This is a genomic window from Rhodococcus marinonascens NBRC 14363 (genome assembly GCF_001894885.1).
Lineage (GTDB): Bacteria > Actinomycetota > Actinomycetes > Mycobacteriales > Mycobacteriaceae > Rhodococcus_F > Rhodococcus_F marinonascens.
In genome coordinates, this window is the sequence record NZ_BCXB01000003.1 from 53,080 (window position 1) to 76,038 (window position 22,959).

The window sequence follows — 22,959 nt, forward strand, 5'->3', positions numbered from 1 at the left end:
CCCGGAAAGAATGACCGCATGGGTGCACGGGTTCGTGCAGGGTGTGGGATTCCGGTGGTGGACTCGTGCGCGCGCACTCGAACTCGGACTCGTCGGGTACGCGGCCAACCAAAGGGACGGCCGGGTGCTGGTGATCGCAGAGGGACCGCGCGACAAGCTGGACACCTTGCTGGCGCTCTTGCGTTCCGGCGACACGCCGGGGGCTGTCGATCTCGTCGTCGAGCAGTGGGATCCGGCGCGCGGGGGCTTGTCTGGGTTCGTCGAACGGTGAACCGACGGTAAGGTCGTTCTTCATGCATCTGAAGAGTCTGACGCTGAAGGGATTCAAATCTTTTGCGTCGGCAACGACTCTACGATTCGAACCGGGGATCACCTGTGTGGTCGGGCCGAACGGGTCGGGCAAGTCCAACGTGGTCGACGCGCTCACCTGGGTCATGGGTGAGCAGGGTGCGAAGGCGCTACGCGGGGGCAAGATGGAGGACGTCATCTTCGCCGGCACCGCGGGACGGGCGCCCCTCGGCCGCGCCGAGGTGACGCTGACTATCGACAATTCCGACGGCGCCCTGCCGATCGACTATTCCGAGGTGTCCATCACCCGGCGGATGTTCCGTGACGGCGCCGGTGAATACGAGATCAACGGCAGTTCGTGTCGACTGATGGACGTGCAGGAGTTGCTCAGCGATTCCGGCATAGGTCGGGAGATGCACGTGATCGTGGGGCAGGGCCGATTGGCTGCCATTCTCGAATCGCGGCCGGAGGATCGGCGTGCGTTCATCGAGGAAGCCGCGGGTGTCCTCAAACATCGCAAACGCAAGGAAAAGGCGGTCCGCAAACTTGACGCGATGCAGGCCAACCTGGCACGCCTGAACGATCTGACTGCTGAACTGCGACGCCAGCTCAAACCGCTCGGTCGTCAGGCCGAGGTGGCGCGTCGCGCCCAGACCGTGCAGGCCGACCTCCGCGATGCGAAACTGCGGCTCGCCGCGGACGACCTGGTCACCCGGCGCGAGGAGTTCGCGACCCAGGCGCAGGACGAGAAGCTGGCCCGCGAGCAACACGATTACGTGACCGAGGCACTCGACGAGGCCAATCTCGAACTCGGCCGTCACGAGCAGGAACTGTCGAGGCTCACTCCGGGAGCCGAGGCCGCCGCGCAGACGTGGTTCCAGTTGTCCGCACTTGCGGAACGCGTCAACGCGACGATCCGCATCGCCCGCGAACGGGCACGCCATCTCGACTCCGAGCCCGCCGCGAACCGCGGTCAAGACCCTGACGAGATGGAGGCTCGCGCCGACCGGATAGCGGCGGAGGAAAGCGAACTCGTCGAAGCCGTCGAGATTGCGCGTGCGGCACTCGACGCAGCCAAGGAAGAGTTGGTGCAGGGAGAGCAGACCGCAGCAGAGGCGGAGCGGGCTCACATGGCGGCCGTGCGGGCGATCGCCGACCGCAGAGAGGGCCTCGCTCGATTGTCGGGACAGGTCGACACCTTGCGGAGCCGTGGCGATTCGGTTGACGCCGAGGTCGCCCGGTTGACCGCGGCGATCGAAGAGGCGCGCCATCGCGGCAACGCGGCCCAGTCCGAATTCGAGGTGGTCCAGGAAGAGATCGGTGACCTCGATGCCGGAGAACTCGGACTCGACTCCCACCATGAGCGCGCTGTCGAGGCACTGCGCCTGATCACCGAACGGGTGACCGAACTCCAGACCGACGAGCGGGCAGCCGGCCAGGAGGTGGCGTCGCTGCGAGCTCGAATCGACGCCCTGTCCATGGGACTCGAACGCAGGGACGGCGCAGGTTGGCTCGTCGAGAACCGCAGCGCGGACGGGATCCGAGGACCGATCGGTGGACTCATCACTGTCGAAAAGGGTTACGAGGCCGCCGTCGCGGCAGCCATGGGACCTGCCGCCGAGGCCGTCGTCGCGGAATCACTCGACGCCGCCCGCGGGGCGGTCAGTGCGTTGAAGGAGACCGACAGTGGCCGGGCGTCTCTGGTCATCGGGACCGATCAGCTACCGCCCGCCACGGGGCACCTGGACCCCGGCGCCCGGTGGGTCGTCGACGTGATCGACTGCTCGCCCGAACTACGGACCGGGCTGTCCGCACTTCTCGGCGGTGTCGTCGTGGTCGACTCCCTCGACGACGCCGTGGAGGCGGTCCGGCGCAGGCCGGACGTGCGCGCAGTCACCCGCGCCGGAGACCTTCTCGGTGCGGGCTGGATGAGTGGTGGCTCGGACCGTCAGCCCAGCACCCTCGAAGTCCAGGCGGCGGTCGACAATTCGGTGCAAGACCTGGCCCGTGCCGAACGCCGTGCCGAAGAGTTGTCTGCGGCATTGTCCGGCGCCGTAGCGGAACAGGCTGCCCGGCAGGAGAACGCCGAGCAGGCACTGGCCGCGCTGAACGAGTCGGACGCCGCGATGTCAGCCATCTACGAGCGACTGGGCCGCCTCGGCCAGGCAGCGCGGGCCGCACATGCCGAGTCGGAGCGTCTCATGGCCCAACGGGAGAGGGCCGAGAGTGGTCGCGAGGAGACGCTGACCGCGCTGGCCGAACTCGAAGAGCGGCTTCGCGTCGCAGAACAGGACGGGTCGTCGACCGGCGCCGAATCGGGTGGCTCCGATTCGACGAGTATCGATCGTGAAGTGGCCGCGGCAGCGCTTGCGGAAGTCCGTGCCGTGGAGATGGAAGCCCGACTGTCCGTACGCACGGCGGAGGAACGAGCCGAGTCGGTTCGCGGCAAGGCCGACTCGCTGCGCCGCGCCGCTCAGGTGGAACGCGATGCCCGCGTCCGGGCGGAGCGTGCGATGGCGGCCCGCCAGAACGCGGCCGCGGTCGGGGCGGCTGTGGCCGAATCAGGACAGCGGGTGGCCGAGCACCTCGGCGAGGTCGTCGATGCCGCAATGACCCACCGTGACGAACTCGCTCGCACCCGTACTGAACGGACGACCCAACTCGACCAAGTCAAGGAGCGGGTGCGTCAGCTGACCGGACAACTGGCATCGCTCACCGACGCCGTGCACCGCGACGAGTTGGTCCGAGCCCAGGCCGCGTTGCGCATCGAACAGCTCGAAGAGTCGATTCTCGGGCAGCACGGGATCGGCCTGGACGACCTCATCGCCGAATACGGTCCGGATGTTGCGCTGCCACCGTCTCCGCTGGAACTGGAGGAATACGAGCAGGCCAAGGAACGCGGTGAACAGGTCACAATGCCCGCGCCGATTCCCTACGACCGCGCAACCCAGGAACGTCGCGCGAAGCGCGCCGAGAAGGACTTGGCGACGCTCGGCAGGGTCAACCCGCTCGCTCTCGAGGAGTTTGCCGCACTCGAGGAACGCTACAACTTCCTCTCGACCCAACTCGAGGACGTGAAGACGGCACGCAAGGACCTACTCGGCGTCGTGGCGGACGTCGATGCCCGCATCCTGCAGGTATTCGCCGAGGCGTACTCCGACGTCGAACGCGAATTCGTGCAGGTGTTCGCGAAACTGTTTCCCGGCGGCGAGGGCAGACTGGTGCTGACCGACCCGTCCGACATGCTCACGACCGGCATCGAGGTGGAGGCCCGGCCACCGGGAAAGAAGATCAAACGATTGTCGCTGCTTTCCGGCGGCGAGAAGTCGCTGACGGCGGTGGCGATGCTGGTCGCGATCTTCCGCGCCAGGCCTTCCCCGTTCTATGTGATGGACGAGGTGGAGGCCGCACTCGACGACACGAACCTGCGGCGTCTCATCGGCTTGTTCGAGCAGTTGCGGGAGAAGTCGCAGCTGATCGTCATCACCCACCAGAAGCCGACGATGGAGGTCGCTGACGCCTTGTACGGCGTCAGCATGCGCGGTGATGGCATCACGACAGTCATTTCGCAGCGGCTTCGTGGTCAGGACATGGCGGCCGCGGAAGCCTGAGAGGCCGCCACTTCCAGGCGGTTGCCGGCCGCGTGTAACTTCCTCTGTCCGAGTGGTCGTTCTCAACACCTGGCCGAGTGAGCAGTTCATGATCGACTAATGGATGTGGCTGTCGATGCTGTAGCGAAGGTCAACGACATCTACTGGTACGGCGTCATCGTGCTGCTCGTAGGTTTGGGCCTGTATATCACCGTGTGGTCAGGGTTCGTGCAGATCCGGTTGCTGCCCGACATGCTGCGCTCGATCACCGAGCGCGCGGAGACACTCCCAGACGGCACCAAGGGGATCTCGGCGTTCCGGGCCTTCTCCATCTCGGCCGGCTCGCGTGTCGGTACCGGAAACATCGTCGGGGTCGGCATCGCCATCAGTATGGGCGGGCCGGGTGCCGTGTTCTGGATGTGGGCGATGGCAATCATCGGTGCGGCAACCGCGTTTGTGGAGTCCACCCTCGCGCAGGTGTACAAGGTGCGTGACCGGGACGGATTCCGCGGTGGCCCCGCGTACTACATGCAGTACGGATTGCGGCGACGCTGGATGGGTGTGATCTTCGCTGTCGTCATCACGCTCACCTACGGGTTCGTTTTCAACGCGGTGCAGACCAACTCGATCGTCGACGCGGCGTCGACGTCGATCGGGTTCGAGGGGCCCGGCCCGGCGGCACTCGTCGGGGTTGTGGTCGCGGTGCTGACCGCCGCCGTGATCTTCGGCGGTGTGCGCCGGATCTCGGGGGTCTCACAGATCGTCGTTCCAGTGGTCGCTGTTGCGTACCTCGTCCTCGGGTTGCTGGTCGTGGCGCTCAACCTTGGTGAGGTGCCGCATATGTTCGAGTTGATCGTCCAGAACGCGTTTGGCATTGAGGAGATCGTCGGCGGTGGTTTCGCCGCGGCGTTCATGAACGGTATCCGCCGGGGCCTGTTCTCCAACGAAGCCGGCATGGGTTCCGCGCCGAATGCTGCCGCCACCGCAGCAGTTTCGCATCCCGTCAAGCAGGGATTGGTGCAGAGCCTGGGCGTCTACTTCGACACACTGCTGGTCTGCTCGATCACGGCGTTCATCATCCTGCTGTCGAAGCCCGAATACGGCACCACAGCCGGCGCCTCGCTCACTCAGAACGCACTGGCCGCCCAACTCGGTGGCTGGACAGTACACTTCCTCGCGATCGCAATCTTCTTCCTGGCCTTCACCTCGGTTATCGGCAACTACTACTACGGCGAGGCCAACATCGAGTTCCTCACAGGTTCCCGGGGTGCACTGCAAGTGTTCCGCGCGCTGGTCGTGGTGTGCGTGTTCGCGGGCGCCGTCGGGTCACTTCCGCTCGTGTGGGGTCTGGCCGATCTCTTCATGGGTGTGATGGCGACGATCAACCTCATTGCACTGGTTCCGCTGTCGGGTGTCGCGTTCGCGTTGTTCGTGCACTACACGCGCCAGCGGATCCGGGGAATCGATCCGGTATTCCATCGCGCCGACCTGCCCGGGATACGCGGTGTGCAGGTATGGGAGGAGACGGACGCCGCGCACGGCGGGATGTCCGATCGTGGCTGAGCAGCTCGCGCAAGCCTGACAGGTCGCCGCGTCCCGTGGCCTGAAACAATGGCGTCGTGACTACCGGAGCCTGGATTGCCCTAGCGGCCATATTGGCCGTACTGCTCGTCGTCCTCGTCGTCGGCTCGGTGCTGTATCGGCGTCGGCGGATCTCGCTGAAAGCACCCGCGAAGCCGGAGCTCGGGACTCCCGAGAAGGACCGGTCGGGCGGCTATCAGGCCGGCGGAGGGTTCAACTTCAGCCAGGGGTCGACCGCCACGGCTCCGCCGCGTGAACCGGTGCTGCCGAAGCCGGTACCGGAACCCGAGCCACCAATCGAGCCCGAGCGTGAGGTCGAGGCACCGGAACCCCAGCGTGAGGTCGAGGCCCCCGAACCGGAGCCTGAGGTCGAGGCCCCCGAAGCTGAGCGTGAGGTGCCCGCGGGCCCACCCGAACCGGTGGTTACCTATGAACCCGTCGTCGCACCCGAGGTCGAGCCGGTACCTGAACCGGCTCCCGCCACCCCTGTACTGGACAAACCTGTACTGGACGAGATCGCTCCCACGGAGGGGCGTCTCGACCGCCTGCGTGGGCGCCTGTCTCGTTCACAGTCCGCGGTCGGTAAGAGCCTGCTCGGATTGTTGGGCGGAGGCGACCTCGACGAGGACTCCTGGGAAGAGGTGGAGGACACTCTCCTCATCGCCGATCTCGGCACAGCTACCACCACGAAGATTGTCACGTCACTCCGAGAGTTGATGGTATCGCGGAGCGTCCGGACCGAAGCCGACGCTCGCGCACTGCTGCGTGAGGTTCTGATCGCCGAGCTGCGACCCGAACTCGACCGTTCGATCCGGGCTGTCCCGCACGAGGATCACCCTGCGGTCCTGCTGGTCGTCGGTGTGAACGGCACGGGCAAGACCACTACCACCGGCAAGCTTGCCCGCGTTCTCGTAGCGGATGGCAGGCGTGTGCTGCTCGGCGCTGCAGACACGTTCCGCGCCGCCGCGGCGGACCAACTCCAGACGTGGGCCGAGCGGGTGGGCGCTGAAGTGGTCCGGGGTAAGGACGCGGCGGACCCGGCGGCCGTCGCGTTCGACGCGGTGGCGAAGGGAATCGAGAACGGCGTCGACGTCGTACTGATCGACACCGCAGGTCGCCTGCACACCAAGACGGGGCTGATGGACGAACTCGGCAAGGTCAAGCGGGTCGTCGAGAAGAAGGCGTCGGTCGACGACGTCCTCCTCGTCCTCGACGCGACCATCGGCCAGAACGGCCTGGCTCAGGCGCGGGTGTTCGCGGAGGTCGTCGACATCACCGGTGTCGTGCTGACCAAGTTGGACGGCACCGCGAAGGGCGGCATCGTCTTCCAGGTGCAGCACGAACTGGGGGTTCCGGTGAAGCTCGTCGGCCTCGGCGAGGGCGCTGACGATCTCGCGCCGTTCGAGCCGGAAGCCTTCATCGACGCGCTGCTTGGATAACCGGGCCACCGCTAGCCGGAACCGGGCTGACCAACCCCCTGGCGAAACCTGTACGAAACACAATTGGCCCCTGCGTTCACCTACGCGCAACAGTGGGGTGGCAAATCCGAAACACCGAGAATCCAAGCTACTCCCAACGGCGTGCAGACCAGCGCGCGACTAGGAGGTAGTAAGTGAGTCCCGAGGAAGTGTTGGCAAACTCCGGCAATGCCGCATGGATGCTGATGTCCGCATCCCTGGTCCTACTGATGACGCCAGGTGTGGCGTTCTTCTACGGCGGCATGTCCCGGTCCAAGTCCGTGCTGAACATGATGATGATGTCGTTCGGTGCGATGGCCGTCATCGCCACCGTGTATGTCCTGTGGGGTTGGTCGATGTCCTACGGCACCCAGGACATCGGCGGCATCTTCGCGAACCCCTTCGAATTCTTCGGACTGAAGGACACCATCACCGATGCGGACGGCAACTTCATCGCCGGCGCCTTCGGGTACCCCAACGTGATCGATGTGGCCTTCCAGGTGACGTTCGCGATCATCACCACCGCGCTGATCAGTGGTGCGCTCGCCGAGCGTGTGAAGTTCGGTACGTGGATGCTGTTCTCCGGCGTCTGGGTCACGATCGTGTACTTCCCGCTCGCCCACATGGTCTGGGGCGGTGGGTTACTGTCGGGATCGGAGGATGGCCTGGCGGCCAAGATATTCGGTACCACGGACGACGGTGACGGTGGTTTGGTTGCTTCGGTCGCCCCGATCGATTTCGCCGGCGGCACCGTGGTGCACATCAATGCCGGTATCGCTGCCTTCGTTCTCGCCGTGATCATCGGGAAGCGCGCCGGATTCGGTAAGACCGCGTACCGCCCGCACAACCTGCCCTTCGTGATGCTCGGTGCGGCCCTGCTGTGGTTCGGCTGGTTCGGCTTCAATGCTGGTTCGGCTTTCGCCGCCGACGGCAACGCCGGCCTGGCCTGGGTCAACACGACCTCTGCGACCGCCGCGGCGATCCTGGGCTGGCTGTTGACGGAGCGGATCCGGGACGGTCGCGCCACCAGCCTCGGTGCTGCTTCGGGCGCGGTGGCCGGTCTCGTCGCCATCACTCCTGCGGCCGGCGCCCTCAGTCCGGTCGGATCGCTCGCACTCGGCGCGGTCGCCGGCATTCTCTCGGCCCTCGCCGTAGGACTGAAGTTCAAGTTCGGCTACGACGATTCCCTCGACGTCGTGGGTGTGCACCTGGTGTCCGGACTGTGGGGCACCGTGGCCATCGGGTTCTTCGGAACGTCGACTGGTTTGTTCTACGGTGGTGACTACAAGCAGTTGGTCGTTCAGTTCGTCATCGCAGCGTTTGCGCTGGTCTTCACCGGAATCCTGACTGCGATCATTGCGTTCGCCCTGAAACCGATGGGCTGGAGGGTGTCCGCCGAAACGGAGGCCCAGGGCATCGACGAGGGCGAACATGCGGAGACCGCGTACGACCTCGTGTGATCCGCAGTGAAAGAGTGAGCACCGAGTACCGGAGAGTTTGGGAAGGGACAACGAAATGAAGCTGATCACCGCAATCGTCAAGCCATTCACCCTCGAGGACGTCAAGACGGGACTCGAGCAGGCGGGCGTGCTCGGCATGACCGTCAGCGAGGTCCAGGGTTACGGCCGCCAGAAGGGTCACACCGAGGTCTACCGAGGAGCCGAGTACTCGGTCGATTTCGTACCGAAGGTCAGGGTCGAGGTCGTTGTGGATGATGCGGCTGTGGACAAGGTCGTCGAGGTGATCGTGGAAGCCGCCCGCACCGGGAAGATCGGTGACGGCAAGGTCTGGGTCTCGCCGGTGGAGTCGGTCATCCGGGTGCGTACCGGGGAACGCGGCACGGATGCCCTCTGACCCCAACGGGTTCGGCAAATCCGGCCCTGGTCCCGCCGCCAAGGCGGCGGGACCAGGGCCGGTTGCGTCAGGCTGCTCTGACGAGGCGGCGTACCTGGCCCGCGCGCGTCGGCAACTGCTCACCGGTGTTTCCGAGTCCGGCCAGGACTCACCAAATCCTGCCGGTCGCGGACAGCAGCTCGATTCCGCTGCTCTGCGAGATGCTTTCGCCGACTTGCACGAGAACTGGTTGTCGACGAAGGGCGCCGAGATCGGCATCAGGCACGACAGCGGCTTCGCGCTCGTCGCCGTCGGTGGACTCGGCAGGCGGGAATTGCTGCCGTACTCGGATCTCGATCTCCTCCTGCTGCACGAGGACATGGATCCTGCGGTCGTCTCTCAGATAGCCGACCAGCTCTGGTATCCGTTGTGGGACGCGCACATCAAACTCGACCACAGCGTTCGCACCGTCCCCCAGGCCCTCCATGTGGCGGACACGGATATCACGGCGGCTCAGGGAATGCTCGAAGCCCGCCACATCGTCGGCGACGTCGAGTTGACCACTCTGCTCATCAATGGGATACGCCGGAAGTGGCGCACCGACATCCGCAACCGCTTCGACGAACTCATCGCACAGACGAAGTCGCGGTGGGAGCGCAGCGGTGAGGTCGCCCACCGTGCAGAGCCCGACCTGAAGAGCGGTCGTGGTGGGCTGCGGGACGTACAACTGCTGAACGCGCTGTCCATTGCACAGCTCACCGACGGCATGCCCGGGCTCGGTCCCGAATCGCCCGGTGGGGGACTGGCTCTCGCGCATCGTCGGCTGCTCGACGTTCGTACCGAACTGCACCGGGTGGCCGGCCGCTCCCGCGATCAGCTACACGCGCAGGACGCCGACGAAATCGGTGCGGCGCTCCGGATCGGTGATCGTTTCGACCTCGCACGCATGCTCAGCGAAGCCGCGCGCACCATCAGCTACTCGGTGGACGTCGGTGTGCGGACTGCGGGCAACGCCCTGCCGCGACGCGGCTTGGACAGGCTCCGTCGACCACCGGTGCGGCGCCCCCTCGACGAGGGTGTGGTCGAGCACGCCGGTGAAGTGGTGCTGGCGCGCAACGCACGACCGGGGAAGGATCCCGGGCTCGTCCTGCGGGTCGCGGCGGCGTCCGCGAGTACAGGCATGCCGATGTCGGCGTCCACACTGAATCGTCTGGCCGACAGTGCTCCGGAACTGCGTGAGCCGTGGCCGAAGGAAGCTGTGAACGACCTCCTGGTGCTGCTCGGGTCGGGCAGTCGTGCCGTCGCGCCGATCGAGGCGCTCGATCGGACCGGACTATGGGGCAGGTTGCTGCCCGAGTGGGGTGCCGTACGAGATCTGCCACCTCGGGACGCCGTGCATACGTGGACAGTGGACCGTCATCTCGTAGAGACCGCCGCCTACGCAAGCGGTTTCACGACCAGGGTCGCACGGCCCGACCTACTGATGCTGGCCGCCCTGTTGCACGACATCGGCAAGGGGCGCGGCGGCGACCACAGTGTGGTCGGTGCCGAACTGGCCACGCAGATCGGTAAGCGACTCGGGCTGTGGCCGTCCGATGTCGCGATGCTGACGGCCATCGTGCGCCATCACCTGCTGCTGCCGGACACCGCGACGCGTCGTGACGTCGACGATCCGGAGACGGTGAAGAGGGTTGTGGAGACGCTCGGCGGCGACGGCGTGCTGTTGGAGTTGTTGCACGCGCTGACGGAGGCCGATTCGCTGGCCACGGGTCCGGGCATGTGGGGGGGCTGGAAGTCCTCCTTGATCGGGGAACTCGTGCGGCGGTGCCGCTTGGTCATCGCAGGTGAGGTTCTGCCCGCACCTGATCCGCTCGATCCGGAACATCTCGCTCTGGCAGCGGCGGGCGGCATTCACGTCGTACTGCTTCCGGCGGACAGCCCGCACACCTATGTGGTGACCGTCATCGCTCCCGATCAACGAGGTCTGCTGTCTAAGGCGGCGGGTGTTCTTGCGCTGAACTCCCTGCGGGTCTACTCGGCGTCGCTGGGCAGTGCAGAGGGGTCGGCGGTCGACTCGTTCGTCGTGTCTCCGAGGTTCGGAGCGCCGCCGCAGGCGGGTCTGCTCCGGCAGGAACTGATCCGTGCGCTGGCAGGGGAGGTGAACCTGCTCGAGATGCTCGCGGCCAAGGAAGAGGAGGCTCGCGAGAACCGGCGTGTGGCAGCCATGGAGGAACGCGGCGAACCCGCGGTTCCAGTGCAGTACGCGCAGGCCCCGCCGCGGGTCATCTGGTTTGATACCACGTCCCCCGGTGAAAGCATTCTCGAACTCAGGGCCGAAGACAGGCTGGGTCTGCTGTCGCGTCTGGCCGACGCGTTCGACACCTGCGGAGCCGATGTTCTCTGGGCCCGCGTAAGCACCCTGGGATCATCGATGATCGACTCGTTCTGCCTCGCCCTCGGTGACGGTGACACCAGAAGAAGGAGGGGCGAGGTCGAGCGTGCGATTTTGGGCGTGGTTCCGCTGACGAAGCCGAAGACGCCGGAGGACGGTGGGGTGCAGTGATCGGCCGGGCGCGAGCGGCTACGCTGGTGCCCGAGAATGTCCATCGCATACTCGTATGACTTCAGGAGCCCACTCGGTGTTCGAATCCCTTTCCGACAGGTTGACCGGAGCCCTCAAGGATCTGCGTGGCAAGGGTCGCCTTTCCGGAGCCGACATCGATGCTACGTGCCGTGAGATCCGGTTGGCACTACTCGAGGCAGACGTCGCGCTGCCCGTGGTCCGCGCGTTCATCGCCAAGATCAAGGAGCGTGCCAAGGGCGTCGAGGTCTCGGGGGCACTCAACCCGGCGCAGCAGGTCGTCAAGATCGTCAACGAGGAACTCGTCGGGATCCTCGGCGGCGAGACGCGTCGACTGGCCTTCGCCAAGACGCCGCCGTCGGTCATCATGCTCGCTGGTTTGCAGGGTTCGGGTAAGACGACCCTCGCCGGCAAGCTCGCGAAATGGCTGCGCGACCAGGGGCACACCCCGCTGCTCGTGGCTTGCGACCTGCAACGGCCCGGCGCGGTCGCCCAGTTGCAGATCGTCGGTGAGCGTGCGGGAGCCACGGTTTTCGCCCCCCATCCGGGCACGTCCATCGGCGGCGGCGACAACGAGTTGGGTATCAGTGCGGCCGATCCAGTCGAGGTTGCCCGCGCCGGCGTCGAGGAAGCACGCAACAAGCAGTTCGATGTGGTCATCGTCGATACCGCCGGCCGTCTCGGAATCGACGCCGACCTGATGGCTCAGGCCGCGGGAATCCGTGACGCCGTGAACCCGGACGAGACGATCTTCGTTCTCGACTCGATGATCGGTCAGGACGCGGTCAGCACCGCAGAGGCGTTCCGCGAAGGTGTCGGATTCACCGGTGTCGTGCTCACCAAGCTCGACGGCGACGCACGCGGTGGCGCCGCGCTCAGCGTCCGTGAGGTCACCGGGCAGCCCATCCTGTTCGCGTCCACAGGCGAGAAGCTCGAAGACTTCGACGTCTTCCACCCAGACCGGATGGCCAGCCGCATCCTGGGCATGGGCGACATGCTCAGCCTCATCGAGCAGGCCGAGCAGGTTTTCGACCAGAAACAGGCCGAGGCTACCGCCCAGAAGATCGGTGCCGGCCAGCTCACCCTCGAGGACTTCCTCGAGCAGATGATGGCCGTCCGCAAGATGGGACCCATAGGCAATATCCTGGGGATGCTCCCGGGTGCCGGTCAGATGAAGGATGCCCTCGCGAATGTCGATGAGAAGCAACTCGATCGCGTGCAGGCCATCATCCGAGGCATGACCCCCGGCGAGCGCGAGGATCCGAAGATCATCAACGCGTCCCGCAGGCTGCGGATAGCGAACGGTTCAGGCGTGAAGGTGTCCGACGTCAACCAGCTCGTCGACCGTTTCTACGAGGCCCGCAAGATGATGGCCGCAATGGCCGGGCGCATGGGCATGCCGGGTGCGCGCAAGCCGCAGCGCAGCAAGAAGGGCAAGAAGGGAAAGAAGGGCGGCAGGGGACCGACGCCGCCGAAGGTCAGCGGAGGATTTCCCGGCGGAATGCCGGGCGGGTTCCCGGGCATGCCGCCCGGAGGTTTGCCCGCGGGCATGCCCGATCTGTCGAAAATGCCAAAGGGCCTGGACGAACTGCCGCCCGGGCTCGAGGGCATCGACCTGTCCGAGCTGAAGCTGCCTAAGAAGTAATCGGTGGGGGCGCTGCACTTTCGGGGGACCGGTCTTCCCGATGAGCGTCAGGTCGAGTATTGGGTGGACCAGGGTGTCATCTCGGCGGAGCCGATTCCCGGTGCCGAGACTGTGTGCGAATCGGGATGGATTGTTCCCGGACTGGTAGACGCACACTGTCACGTCGGCATAAAGTTCGGCTGCGGTGGAGGCGAGAGCGTGGGCGGGCTGATAGCCCAGGCGGAAACCGAGCGCGATGCCGGTGTCCTGCTGATCCGTGACGCCGGTTCTCCGGTCGATACCAGGTGGGTCGACGACCGCCCCGACCTGCCGCGCATCGTCCGGGCCGGACGGCACATCGCCGCCCCAAAGCGATATATCCGGGGACTCCCGGTCGATCTCGAGGACGAAGCGCAACTGCCGGCCGAGATGGTCAGGCAGGCCCGGGCTGGTGACGGGTGGGTCAAACTTGTCGGCGACTGGATAGACCGCTCCACCGGCGATCTGGCCCCGTTGTGGAGCGATGGCATCCTCGTCGAAGCTATCAAAGCAGCCCATCGCGAAGGCGCTCGCGTCACCGCACACGTTTTTGCCGAGGACGCGCTCCCCGGCCTGATCAATGCGGGAATCGACTGTATCGAGCACGGCACCGGGCTCACCGACGAGACGATCGAACTGATGGTTGCCCACGGCACCGCGCTCGTCCCGACCCTGATCAACATCGCGACCTTCCCGCAGATCGCCGACTCCGCCTCGCGGTTTCCGATCTACGCCGCTCACCTGCGCGATCTGCACTCACGGGCAAAGGACACGATCGGTGCTGCCCGGGAGGCGGGTATCCCGATTTACGCGGGAACCGACGCCGGTGGATCGATCGTCCATGGCCGCATCGCCGACGAGGTCGAGGAGCTGAAGGCGGTCGGGCTGTCACCCGTAGAGGCGCTCGGTGCCGCGTGCTGGGACGCGCGGACGTGGCTCGGGCACCCGGGACTCGAGGCGGGCGCAGCGGCGGATCTGCTGGTCTTCCGGAATGACCCCCGCGTGAGCAGCGATGCCCTCGCCGCGCCTGATGTCGTTGTGTTGCGAGGGAACGTCGTCAAAACCAGATGACCTGGTTTCACGCGCGAGGTGTTCGTCTGGCAGAATGGGGCGCTGTTCGTCGCATCCGGTTACGCACCGAGCGGCGGTCACAGGCTAGAGGCAAAACCGGACGCGCTATTCCTGCGCGTCGCTGAATTGCACGTGACACGTGGGCACACTTGTGTGCGCCCCGAAGGAGAAGTACAGCAGTGGCTGTCAAGATCAAGCTCACCCGGCTCGGCAAGATCCGGAACCCGCAGTACCGCATCGTCGTCGCCGATTCCCGCACCCGCCGCGACGGCCGTTCGATCGAGACGATCGGCAAGTACCACCCGAAGGAAGAGCCCTCTTTGATCGACATCAATTCCGAGCGCGCTCAGTACTGGCTCGGCGTCGGTGCACAGCCCACCGAGCCCGTCGAGGCGCTTCTCAAGATCACCGGTGACTGGCAGAAGTTCAAGGGGCTCCCGGGCGCCGAGGGCACCCTGCGTGTCAAGGAAGCCAAGCCGACCAAGCTCGAACTGTTCCAGGCGGCTCTCGCGCAGGCAGAAAGCGAGCCGGCTGCCGAGGCGATCACCCCCAAGAAGAAGAAGGCCAAGGCCGACGAGACCAAGGCCGCCGACGCCGAGGCTCCCGCCGAGGCGGCTACTGAGAACTCCGAGGCTGCACAGAAGTGAGTGCCGTCGTCGCCGATGCCGTGGAGCACCTCGTTCGTGGCATCGTCGCCAACCCCGACGACGTTCGTGTCGAGTTGATGACCGGGCGTCGGGGGCGCACCGTCGAGGTCCACGTCAATCCTGACGACCTCGGCAAGGTCATCGGCCGGGGTGGCCGTACCGCGACCGCCCTGCGCACACTGGTCTCTGGTATCGGTGGCCGCGGGATCCGTGTCGATGTCATCGACACGGATCAGTAGAGGCCGTCCCACAGTGGAGCTCGTCATAGGCCGGGTCGCCAAGTCGCACGGCATCAAGGGTGAGATCGTGGTCGAGGTTCGCACCGACGAACCCGAGGATCGATTCGCCGTCGGTGCCGTACTGCGGGGACGCAAGCCACGCGAGCAGAATCTGAGTACCTACACGGTGGAAGCCGCCCGGGACCATTCCGGGCGGCTTCTGCTGCGTCTCGAGGGTGTCTCGGGTCGCACAGAATCAGATGCGTTGCGGGGCACACTGTTCGTCATCGACAGTGCAGACCTCCAGCCGTCGGATGACCCCGACGAATTCTACGATCATGAACTCGAAGGTCTTTCGGTGCGTCTCGCCGACGGCACCGAGGTGGGCACGGTCATCGAGGTATTACATTCGGCCGCAGGTGAATTGCTTTCGATTCGCCGTGCCGGCGATCAGTCCGGCGACCTTCTCGTTCCTTTCGTCGCCGCGATCGTCACGTCGGTGTCCGTGGCAGACGGCGTCGTTGAAATCGATCCGCCGGAGGGGTTGCTCGATCCCGATTTCGGTGAATCCGCCTACGGGAAGTGAGTAGGTAGCCATGCGTGTCGACGTGGTCACCATCTTTCCCGAGTATCTGGAACCGCTGCGAGCGGCGCTGTTGGGCAAGGCAATCGACAACGGTCTGATTTCCGTTGACGTGCACGACCTGCGGAACTGGGCGCACGACTTCCACAAGGCCGTAGACGATTCTCCATACGGCGGCGGCCCCGGAATGGTGATGAAACCCACCGTGTGGGGCCCGGCCCTCGACGACATCCTCGACGAGGGTGGCAGCGACGTCGACACCCTTCTCGTCGTCCCCACTCCCGCAGGTGTCCCCTTCACGCAGGCGATCGCCGAGCGCTGGGCGGGAGAGAAGCATATCGTCTTCGCCTGCGGGCGTTACGAGGGAATCGACCAGCGCGTCTTCGATGACGCCGCCCGGCGCGTGCGCGTCGAAGAAGTGAGCATCGGCGACTACGTCCTCATCGGAGGTGAGGCGGCCGTACTGGTGATGACGGAGGCCTTGGTCCGGTTGATCCCGGGTGTCCTGGGCAATCAGCAATCGCACCAGGAGGATTCGTTTTCGGACGGTCTCCTGGAAGGCCCGAGTTACACGCGGCCTGCCACGTGGCGCGGACTCGACGTGCCTCCGGTCCTGTTGTCCGGGGATCACGGCAGGGTGGCCGCCTGGCGCCGCGAGCAGTCGCTGCGGCGTACCGCCGAACGGCGACCGGACCTGTTGCCCTGAACTAGTTTTGGGGCTTCGCCCAGTCGTCGACCACACCGCTGGGGAAGAGCGTCCTCACGACGTCGGTCACGGTGTCCCGGGCGTGCCGGGCGCTGGAGTCTCCCGTCACGTCCATGGACGCCGTATCGGGGTACCCCTCTTCGCCGTCGTCGTATGTGATGTTCTCCCGCGACGCGACGACCAGAACGTAGCGGTTGTCCTCGCCGATCACCCCGGTGGACAGGTGAATCCACCGGCTCGCCACGCAGCACATCCAGCCCTGCTTCACCCCGAGGACCTTCTCGCCCGATAGTCCATCAGGAATGCCGAACCTCTGGTCGTAGCCGTCGGTCCCCATCGGAGTCGCCGAGCGAAGGTAGCCCAGGAACTCGGCGCTGCGGTCGGGCCCGATGCCGTCGCGGTCGTGGAGAAGCCCGACATAGAACGTCACCAAATCTGCGGCCGTGGTCTCGGTGTTCCACCACATGCCGTCCCTGGGTGCGGTGGTGGAGGTGAGCCCGTAGCGGAATGCGACATCGGGCACGATGTCGCTGCCGCCGAGATCGCTCCAGAGTGTGTTGGCGGCGTTGTCGTCGGAGGACTCGAGCATCGGCGCCAAGAGGAGGCGGTCGTACTGGGAGATCGGCCGCTCGCCGAGGGCGTCGAGGTGGAACAGTTGGGCGGCGATGAACAGTTTGGACAGTGACGCCGTCTCGATCGGTTGACTGCCCGCCGACTCCAGGTAGCTTCCTGTGGCGCGGTCGAGCACGGCGATCGACACGTCGGCGCCGCGGGCCGCAGAGGCCGTCGCGACCGCCGCCGAGATGCGTTCGACGAGAGGTGCGACAGGGAAAACATTCGCGGCTGGAAGGGGTTCGAGGTTCGTCGCGGTGGAGGACCCGTCGGGGGTCTGGGTGGCGACCACGGTGTTCGTGTCCGTGGGGATCGTGCTGATGAGTGCCGCGCCGAGCAAGAGGGCAGCGACCGCCAGGTACCAGGCCGGCCTGGGCATAACCTTCTCCTGAGTTTTCAATGACGGCATCACCGCCGACGCCATTGTCTCAGCCTAGCGGTAGTGTCGATTTCTGTGATTCTCAGGACCGTGAACCAGCGTATTGCCGAGGAACTCGACGTTCGGGAAAGGCAGGTCGCCGCGGCCGTGGATCTTCTCGACGGCGGTGCGACCGTGCCCTTCATTGCCCGCTACCGCAAGGAGATCACCGGAACGCTGGACGACACTCAGCTCCGCCAACTCGAGGAACGTCTGCGGTACCTCCGGGAATTGGACGAGCGCCGGGTTGCTGTGCTCGAGTCGATCGACTCGCAGGGAAAACTCGACGATCAGTTGCGTGGGCAGATCATGGTCGCCGACACGAAGGCGCGCCTCGAGGACATCTATCTCCCTTTCAAGCCGAAGGTTCGTACGAAGGCGCAGATTGCGCGCGAAGCCGGCCACGAGCCCGTCGCCGACGCGTTGATCACCGATCCTTCGACCGATCCTGCGTCCTACACGGCGGAACAACTCGAGGGTGCACGCGCGATCCTGGTCGAGCGCTTCGCGGAAGACGCCGACCTGGTGGGCGAGCTTCGCGAGCTGATGTGGACCCGCGGGCAACTGGTCTCCGCGGTCCGTAAGGGCAAGGAGACCGAGGGCGCGAAGTTCGCCGACTATTTCGAGTTCTCCGAGCCGTTCGCCAAGCTTCCGTCCCACCGGATTCTCGCGGTGCTACGCGGTGAGAAGGAAGAGGTGCTCACGCTCACCGTGGCGCCTCAGACGGAGGAGTCGGTCCCGGGGGAGCCCACGATCTACGAAGGCCGGATCGCGGGACGTTTCGGCATCGCCGACCGCGGTCGTCCCGCCGACAGGTGGCTTTTGGACGCCGTGCGGTGGGCGTGGCGGACCAAGCTGATCGTCAAGCTGGGTATCGACACCCGGATGCGTCTGCGCCAGTCGGCGGAGAGGGACGCCGTCGACGTGTTTGCCACCAATCTGCGCGACCTGCTGCTGGCGGCACCCGCCGGTACCCGGGCCACGATGGGCCTGGACCCTGGCTTCCGGACCGGCACCAAGGTCGCCGTCGTGGACGCCACCGGCAAGGTTGTGGCCCACGAGACGATCTATCCTCATCAGCCGCATAACAAGTGGGATGCCTCCCTGGCCACTCTCGCCGGTCTTGTCGCTCGGCACGGCGTCGAGCTCATTGCCATCGGGAATGGAACCGCCTCCCGTGAGACGGACGCGCTCGCGACCGAGCTCATCGCCAAGTTGGGCGCCACGAACCTGACGAAGATCGTGGTGTCCGAAGCCGGGGCTTCCGTGTACTCGGCGTCGGCGTATGCATCTGCGGAGTTGCCCGACCTCGACGTGTCGATCCGCGGCGCCGTCTCCATCGCCCGTCGTCTGCAGGATCCCCTCGCGGAACTGGTGAAGATCGACCCGAAGTCGATCGGTGTCGGGCAGTACCAGCACGACGTATCGGAGACGCTGCTCGCTCGGTCGCTGGGCGCCGTCGTCGAGGACGCCGTGAACGCCGTCGGTGTCGACGTGAACACGGCGTCTGCGCCGTTGCTGTCCCGTGTATCCGGGATCGCCGGGTCACTGGCAGAGGGCATCGTCGCGCACCGTGACCTGAACGGCCCGTTCCGCACCCGCAAAGGACTCAGGGATGTCACGAGGCTCGGTCCCAAAGCCTTCGAGCAGTGCGCAGGCTTCCTCCGTATTCCCAACGGTGACGACCCGCTCGACGCATCGAGCGTCCACCCCGAGGCCTATCCGGTGGTACGCAAGATCGTTGCCGCGAGCGGCGGAGGCGTTCGCGAGATCATCGGCAATACATCGGCCCTGCGCAATCTGAATCCTGCGGATTTCGTTGACGACCGGTTCGGTCTCCCCACGGTCACCGACATCGTCGGAGAACTCGAGAAACCGGGGCGCGACCCCCGTCCGGAGTTCAAGACGGCCACGTTCGCTGTCGGCATCGAGAAGGTGTCCCATCTGAAGCCGGGAATGACGTTGGAGGGGGTCGTCACCAACGTGGCGGCATTCGGCGCATTCGTCGACGTCGGCGTGCACCAGGACGGACTCGTTCATGTTTCAGCGATGTCCCACAACTTCGTCAAGGATCCCCGTGATGTCGTGAAGTCGGGTGACGTGGTGAAGGTGAAGGTTCTCGAGGTGGACGAGGCCCGCCAGCGGATCGCGCTGACCCTACGGTTGGACGACGAGGTGGGAGCGGTCGGTCGCAAGAACGACGGCCCCCGGTCCGGCCAACGGCAGGAGCGTCGCGAGGGCGGGAAGCCACAGCAGGAGCGTCGCGAGGGCGGGAAGCCACAGCAGGAGCGTCCCGAGGGCGGGAAACCACAGCAGGGTGGACGCGAGTCCCGGTCCGCGCCGGGTGGGTCGATGGCCGACGCCTTGCGAAAGGCGGGTTTCGGCAAGTAATTCGGCCGCCGAGGTGACCATCGGCGATTCGGCATTGAAGATTCGGTGGAACCGCTAGTTCTTTACTGAAATAGTGGGTGCGATGCACGATTGGCTGGATAGGGAAATCATTGCGCAGGGACACCTGCCCCTGCTCTTCTTTCTGCTCGGATTCCTCGGGGCGTTCCTGTTCGTCCGGTTCAGCGTGCGGATGATTCGAGCCGAGGTCTCGTGGTGGCCTGGCAACGTGACGCCGGGCGGACACCACGTCCATCACGTTGTCTTCGGCGTGGTGGCCATGGTCGTGTCGGGGGTCTCCCTCATCGCTGTGTACGAAACCGGCACCCAGATCACCGGCGCGGTCCTCGCCGCGTTCTTCGGGGGCGGTGCTGCCCTAGTGCTCGACGAGTTCGCGCTGATTTTCTATCTGCAGGATGTCTATTGGGAGGAAGAGGGCCGGACCTCGGTCGACGCCGTATTCGTTGCGATCGCCGTAACGGGCCTGCTGCTACTCGGGCTCCAACCGCTCGAGGTAATGGACGTCACCAGTTTCCGCGACTCTCCGGATCTCGGGGTCCGAGTCGGGATCGTGCTGTTGTCCGTGGTCAATCTGCTCATCGCGGGAGTGGTGCTGCTGAAAGGGAAGATATGGACGGGGCTGCTGGGTCTGTTCGTCCTCCCGATCTTGTTGATCGGCGCGATCCGGTTGAGCCGGCCGGGCGCGCCCTGGGCCCGCTGGCGTTACACGTCCCGGCCCAAGCGGATGCTTCGGGCGCTCGAACGAGAGCGCAAGTGGCGGAGGCCTGTGACCAGGGCCAAGATCTTCGTCCAGGACTTCATCGCAGGCCCGCCCAGCGCGGAACACGTGAAGAAGGCCGCAGAGCATGCGAGGGTCGCGGCGGAAGCGGAACTCGACCAGGTTGTGTATCCGGCCCCACCACCGGTTTCATCTCGGTCGGTGGTGTCTGGCACAATTGACGGGTTGCCTGGACCAGGCAGCACTACTTGATCAGAGCACGAACCAGACGAGTACCGGTGTCCTTCGGGTCTATGCGTGCCGCTCGGTTCCTCTGCTCCTGCGAAACGCAAGGATGGAACACCCGATGAACACTCTCGATTTCCTGGACAAGAAGTCTCTCCGCGACGACATTCCCGATTTCCGCCCCGGTGACACCCTGAACGTGCACGTCAAGGTGATCGAGGGCTCGAAGGAGCGCGTGCAGGTCTTCAAGGGCGTCGTGATTCGCCGCCAGGGTGGTGGCGTCCGCGAGACCTTCACCGTCCGGAAGGTTTCCTTCGGTGTCGGCGTCGAGCGCACCTTCCCCGTGCACAGCCCCAACTTGGCGCAGATCGAGGTCGTCACCCGCGGTGACGTTCGTCGCGCCAAGCTGTACTACCTCCGTGATCTGCGTGGCAAGGCTGCCAAGATCAAGGAAAAGCGCTGACCTTTCTGATGAGCCCGGCACCGCGTACGCGTGGTGCCGGGCTAATCTGGCTCAAAGACAGATTCTTCGAAGGAGTTCGCATTGTCGTCGGAATCCGAGACCACCGGCGATTCGGCCGCCACCCCGAACGGTGACGGCAGTACCGCGAAGCCCGAGAAAAAGACCCGCTCCTTCTTCCGCGAGTTGCCGATCCTGATTCTGGTCGCGCTCGTCCTGAGTTTCGTGCTGCAGACGTTCATCGCCCGGGTGTACCTCATTCCGTCGGAATCGATGGAACCCACGTTGCACGGGTGCGAAGGTTGCACCGGCGACCGCATCGTCGTGGAGAAGATCGGCTATCACTTCGGTGACCCCCAACCTGGTGACGTCATCGTGTTCCGCGGCCCCGATTCGTGGTCGCAGAACTTCGAGTCCATTCGTTCCTCCAACACGGTGATTCGTGGCGCGCAGGAACTCGGTTCCCTCGTCGGACTCGTTCCGCCGGACGAGAACGACCTCGTGAAGCGCGTGATCGCCACCGGCGGACAGACCGTCGAATGCTGCGACGATCAGGGCCGCATCCTGGTTGACGGCCAACCACTCGACGAGCCGTATGTCGTCATGGACTTCCCCTTCGTCCCCGGCTCCCAGACCTGTGACACAGCACTGAAATCCGCGCGCTGCTTCGGGCCCGTCACCGTGCCCGGGGGGAATCTGTGGATGATGGGAGACAACCGGAGCAACTCCGCGGACTCGCGCTATCACGTCGGCGACGAACTGCAAGGCACCATCCCAATCGACAATGTGATCGGGAAGGCCGTGTTCATCGTGTTGCCGCCCACTCGGATGGGCACGATCAGTTCGCCCGACATCCAGGGCAAGTGACGTCCTGGCCTCCACGCATCGTCATTCGCAGGTCGTCCGGTCTGCGAACGATGGAGTCTGCCCTGATTCGCAGCGGACTCGGTCCGGTGGCCGGTGTCGACGAGGCCGGCCGCGGGGCGTGCGCGGGTCCGCTGGTGGTGGTGGCGTGCGTGCTGGCTCTCAGGCCCAATCCCGCGCTCGCCCGCCTGGACGATTCGAAGAAGCTCACCGAGCGCACACGAGAAGAACTCTTCCCGGCCATCACCAGGCTTGCGCAGGCATGGAGTGTCGTGTCGTTTCCTGCCCACGAAGTCGACCGGATGGGTGTGCACGTAGCCAACATCGAGGGGATGCGACGGGCGGTCGCGGGGCTTTCGACCACGCCCGGTTACGTCCTCACCGACGGCTTCCGGGTTCCCGGACTGCCGGTTCCGTCGCTGCCGGTGATCGGTGGCGACGGGGCCGCTGCGTGCATCGCGGCAGCGAGTGTGCTCGCCAAGGTGTCTCGTGACCGCGTGATGGTTGGGATGGACGACACCCACCCCGGGTACGGGTTCGCGATTCACAAAGGTTACGGCACGCCCGCTCATCTAACGGCGCTCGAGGAGCTGGGCCCGTGCCCTGAGCACCGCCGTTCGTGGTCGAATATCGCCGCACTGCTGGACCGAGTGGATAACATTTCCGAAAGTGCGAGATGATGACCATTCACACCAGAGCAGGAGGATTCCGAGACAGATGAGTGCCGAGGATCTCGAAAAGTACGAAACAGAGATGGAGCTGTCGCTCTACCGCGAGTATCGGGATATCGTCGGCCAGTTTTCCTATGTCGTGGAAACCGAGCGCCGGTTCTATCTGGCCAACTCGGTGGAACTGCTGCCGCACAACGCGGACGGGGAAATCTACTTCGAACTGCGGATGTCCGACGCCTGGGTGTGGGACATGTACCGTCCCGCCCGGTTCGTGAAATACGTCCGCGTCATCACATTCAAGGACGTCAACATAGAAGAGCTCGACAAGCCAGACCTCCGACTGCCGGACAACGGCCTGTCGTAG

Annotated in this window: 20 protein-coding genes; 19 read left to right on the top strand and 1 reads right to left on the bottom strand. The window is 65.2% G+C overall.

The genetic code is table 11. From position 1 onward, the window contains the following. Positions 1-10 precede the first annotated feature (10 nt). The 13 genes from RM2_RS03910 (at position 11) to trmD (ending at position 16,218) form a co-directional block, all read left to right on the top strand. Positions 11-271 (top strand): acylphosphatase, encoded by a 261-nt coding sequence (locus tag RM2_RS03910; RefSeq protein ID WP_174553818.1) that lies wholly within the window; start codon positions 11-13, stop codon positions 269-271. A 22-nt stretch (positions 272-293) separates the two neighbouring features. Next, positions 294-3,899: a chromosome segregation protein SMC gene (smc, locus tag RM2_RS03915; protein ID WP_072687540.1), complete on the top strand. Its 3,606-nt coding sequence runs from the start codon at positions 294-296 to the stop codon at positions 3,897-3,899. A gap of 99 nt (positions 3,900-3,998) precedes the next feature. Further along, positions 3,999-5,441: an alanine/glycine:cation symporter family protein gene (locus RM2_RS03920; protein WP_072687541.1), complete on the top strand. Its 1,443-nt coding sequence runs from the start codon at positions 3,999-4,001 to the stop codon at positions 5,439-5,441. A 56-nt stretch (positions 5,442-5,497) separates the two neighbouring features. Next, positions 5,498-6,898 (top strand): signal recognition particle-docking protein FtsY, encoded by a 1,401-nt coding sequence (ftsY, locus tag RM2_RS03925; protein WP_072687542.1) that lies wholly within the window; start codon positions 5,498-5,500, stop codon positions 6,896-6,898. Between the two features lie 218 nt (positions 6,899-7,116). After that, entirely contained in the window at positions 7,117-8,376 is a 1,260-nt protein-coding gene (locus tag RM2_RS03930) for an ammonium transporter (RefSeq protein WP_072687721.1), read from the top strand. A 55-nt stretch (positions 8,377-8,431) separates the two neighbouring features. Next, positions 8,432-8,770, top strand: coding sequence for a P-II family nitrogen regulator (locus RM2_RS03935; protein WP_072687543.1), 339 nt, complete (start codon positions 8,432-8,434; stop codon positions 8,768-8,770). Continuing rightward, positions 8,760-11,312, top strand: a complete 2,553-nt coding sequence (locus RM2_RS03940) for a [protein-PII] uridylyltransferase (RefSeq protein WP_072687544.1) — start codon at positions 8,760-8,762, stop codon at positions 11,310-11,312. The genes RM2_RS03935 and RM2_RS03940 overlap by 11 nt, the downstream gene beginning before the upstream one ends. A 76-nt stretch (positions 11,313-11,388) precedes the next feature. After that, entirely contained in the window at positions 11,389-12,975 is a 1,587-nt protein-coding gene (gene ffh, locus RM2_RS03945) for a signal recognition particle protein (protein ID WP_072687722.1), read from the top strand. A gap of 3 nt (positions 12,976-12,978) precedes the next feature. After that, positions 12,979-14,064, top strand: coding sequence for an amidohydrolase family protein (locus RM2_RS03950; protein WP_072687545.1), 1,086 nt, complete (start codon positions 12,979-12,981; stop codon positions 14,062-14,064). A gap of 179 nt (positions 14,065-14,243) precedes the next feature. Further along, positions 14,244-14,711 (top strand): 30S ribosomal protein S16, encoded by a 468-nt coding sequence (rpsP, locus tag RM2_RS03955; RefSeq protein WP_072687546.1) that lies wholly within the window; start codon positions 14,244-14,246, stop codon positions 14,709-14,711. Continuing rightward, entirely contained in the window at positions 14,708-14,950 is a 243-nt protein-coding gene (locus RM2_RS03960) for an RNA-binding protein (RefSeq protein WP_072687547.1), read from the top strand. Before rpsP ends, RM2_RS03960 begins: the two co-directional genes overlap by 4 nt. 13 nt (positions 14,951-14,963) lie before the next feature. Next, a complete protein-coding gene (gene rimM / locus RM2_RS03965; RefSeq protein WP_072687548.1) occupies positions 14,964-15,515 on the top strand; it encodes a ribosome maturation factor RimM in 552 nt (183 codons plus the stop codon). 10 nt (positions 15,516-15,525) lie between these two features. After that, complete coding sequence (gene trmD / locus RM2_RS03970) at positions 15,526-16,218, top strand: tRNA (guanosine(37)-N1)-methyltransferase TrmD (RefSeq protein ID WP_072687549.1); 693 nt, start codon at positions 15,526-15,528, stop codon at positions 16,216-16,218. A gap of 1 nt (position 16,219) precedes the next feature. On the opposite strand, the gene RM2_RS03975 is transcribed toward trmD, so the two are convergent. Beyond that, positions 16,220-17,209 carry a serine hydrolase gene (locus tag RM2_RS03975; protein WP_072687723.1) on the bottom strand — a complete coding sequence of 330 codons (990 nt, stop codon included), beginning with the start codon at positions 17,207-17,209 and terminating at the stop codon, positions 16,220-16,222. A gap of 75 nt (positions 17,210-17,284) precedes the next feature. Here RM2_RS03975 and RM2_RS03980 point away from each other — a divergent pair, with 75 nt between their 5' ends. From RM2_RS03980 to RM2_RS04005, 6 genes are all read left to right on the top strand, one after another. Then, entirely contained in the window at positions 17,285-19,639 is a 2,355-nt protein-coding gene (locus RM2_RS03980; protein ID WP_084721637.1) for a Tex family protein, read from the top strand. Between the two features lie 82 nt (positions 19,640-19,721). Beyond that, the gene (locus RM2_RS03985) at positions 19,722-20,627 is read left to right on the top strand and encodes a hypothetical protein (protein WP_072687725.1); all 906 of its coding nucleotides are present in this window, start codon (positions 19,722-19,724) and stop codon (positions 20,625-20,627) included. Between the two features lie 94 nt (positions 20,628-20,721). After that, the gene (gene rplS, locus RM2_RS03990) at positions 20,722-21,063 is read left to right on the top strand and encodes a 50S ribosomal protein L19 (RefSeq protein ID WP_072687550.1); all 342 of its coding nucleotides are present in this window, start codon (positions 20,722-20,724) and stop codon (positions 21,061-21,063) included. 81 nt (positions 21,064-21,144) lie between these two features. After that, positions 21,145-21,927, top strand: a complete 783-nt coding sequence (lepB, locus tag RM2_RS03995; RefSeq protein WP_072687551.1) for a signal peptidase I — start codon at positions 21,145-21,147, stop codon at positions 21,925-21,927. Then, positions 21,924-22,604 carry a ribonuclease HII gene (locus RM2_RS04000; protein WP_072687552.1) on the top strand — a complete coding sequence of 227 codons (681 nt, stop codon included), beginning with the start codon at positions 21,924-21,926 and terminating at the stop codon, positions 22,602-22,604. Before lepB ends, RM2_RS04000 begins: the two co-directional genes overlap by 4 nt. A gap of 37 nt (positions 22,605-22,641) precedes the next feature. Further along, positions 22,642-22,959: a DUF2469 domain-containing protein gene (locus RM2_RS04005; protein ID WP_005240496.1), complete on the top strand. Its 318-nt coding sequence runs from the start codon at positions 22,642-22,644 to the stop codon at positions 22,957-22,959.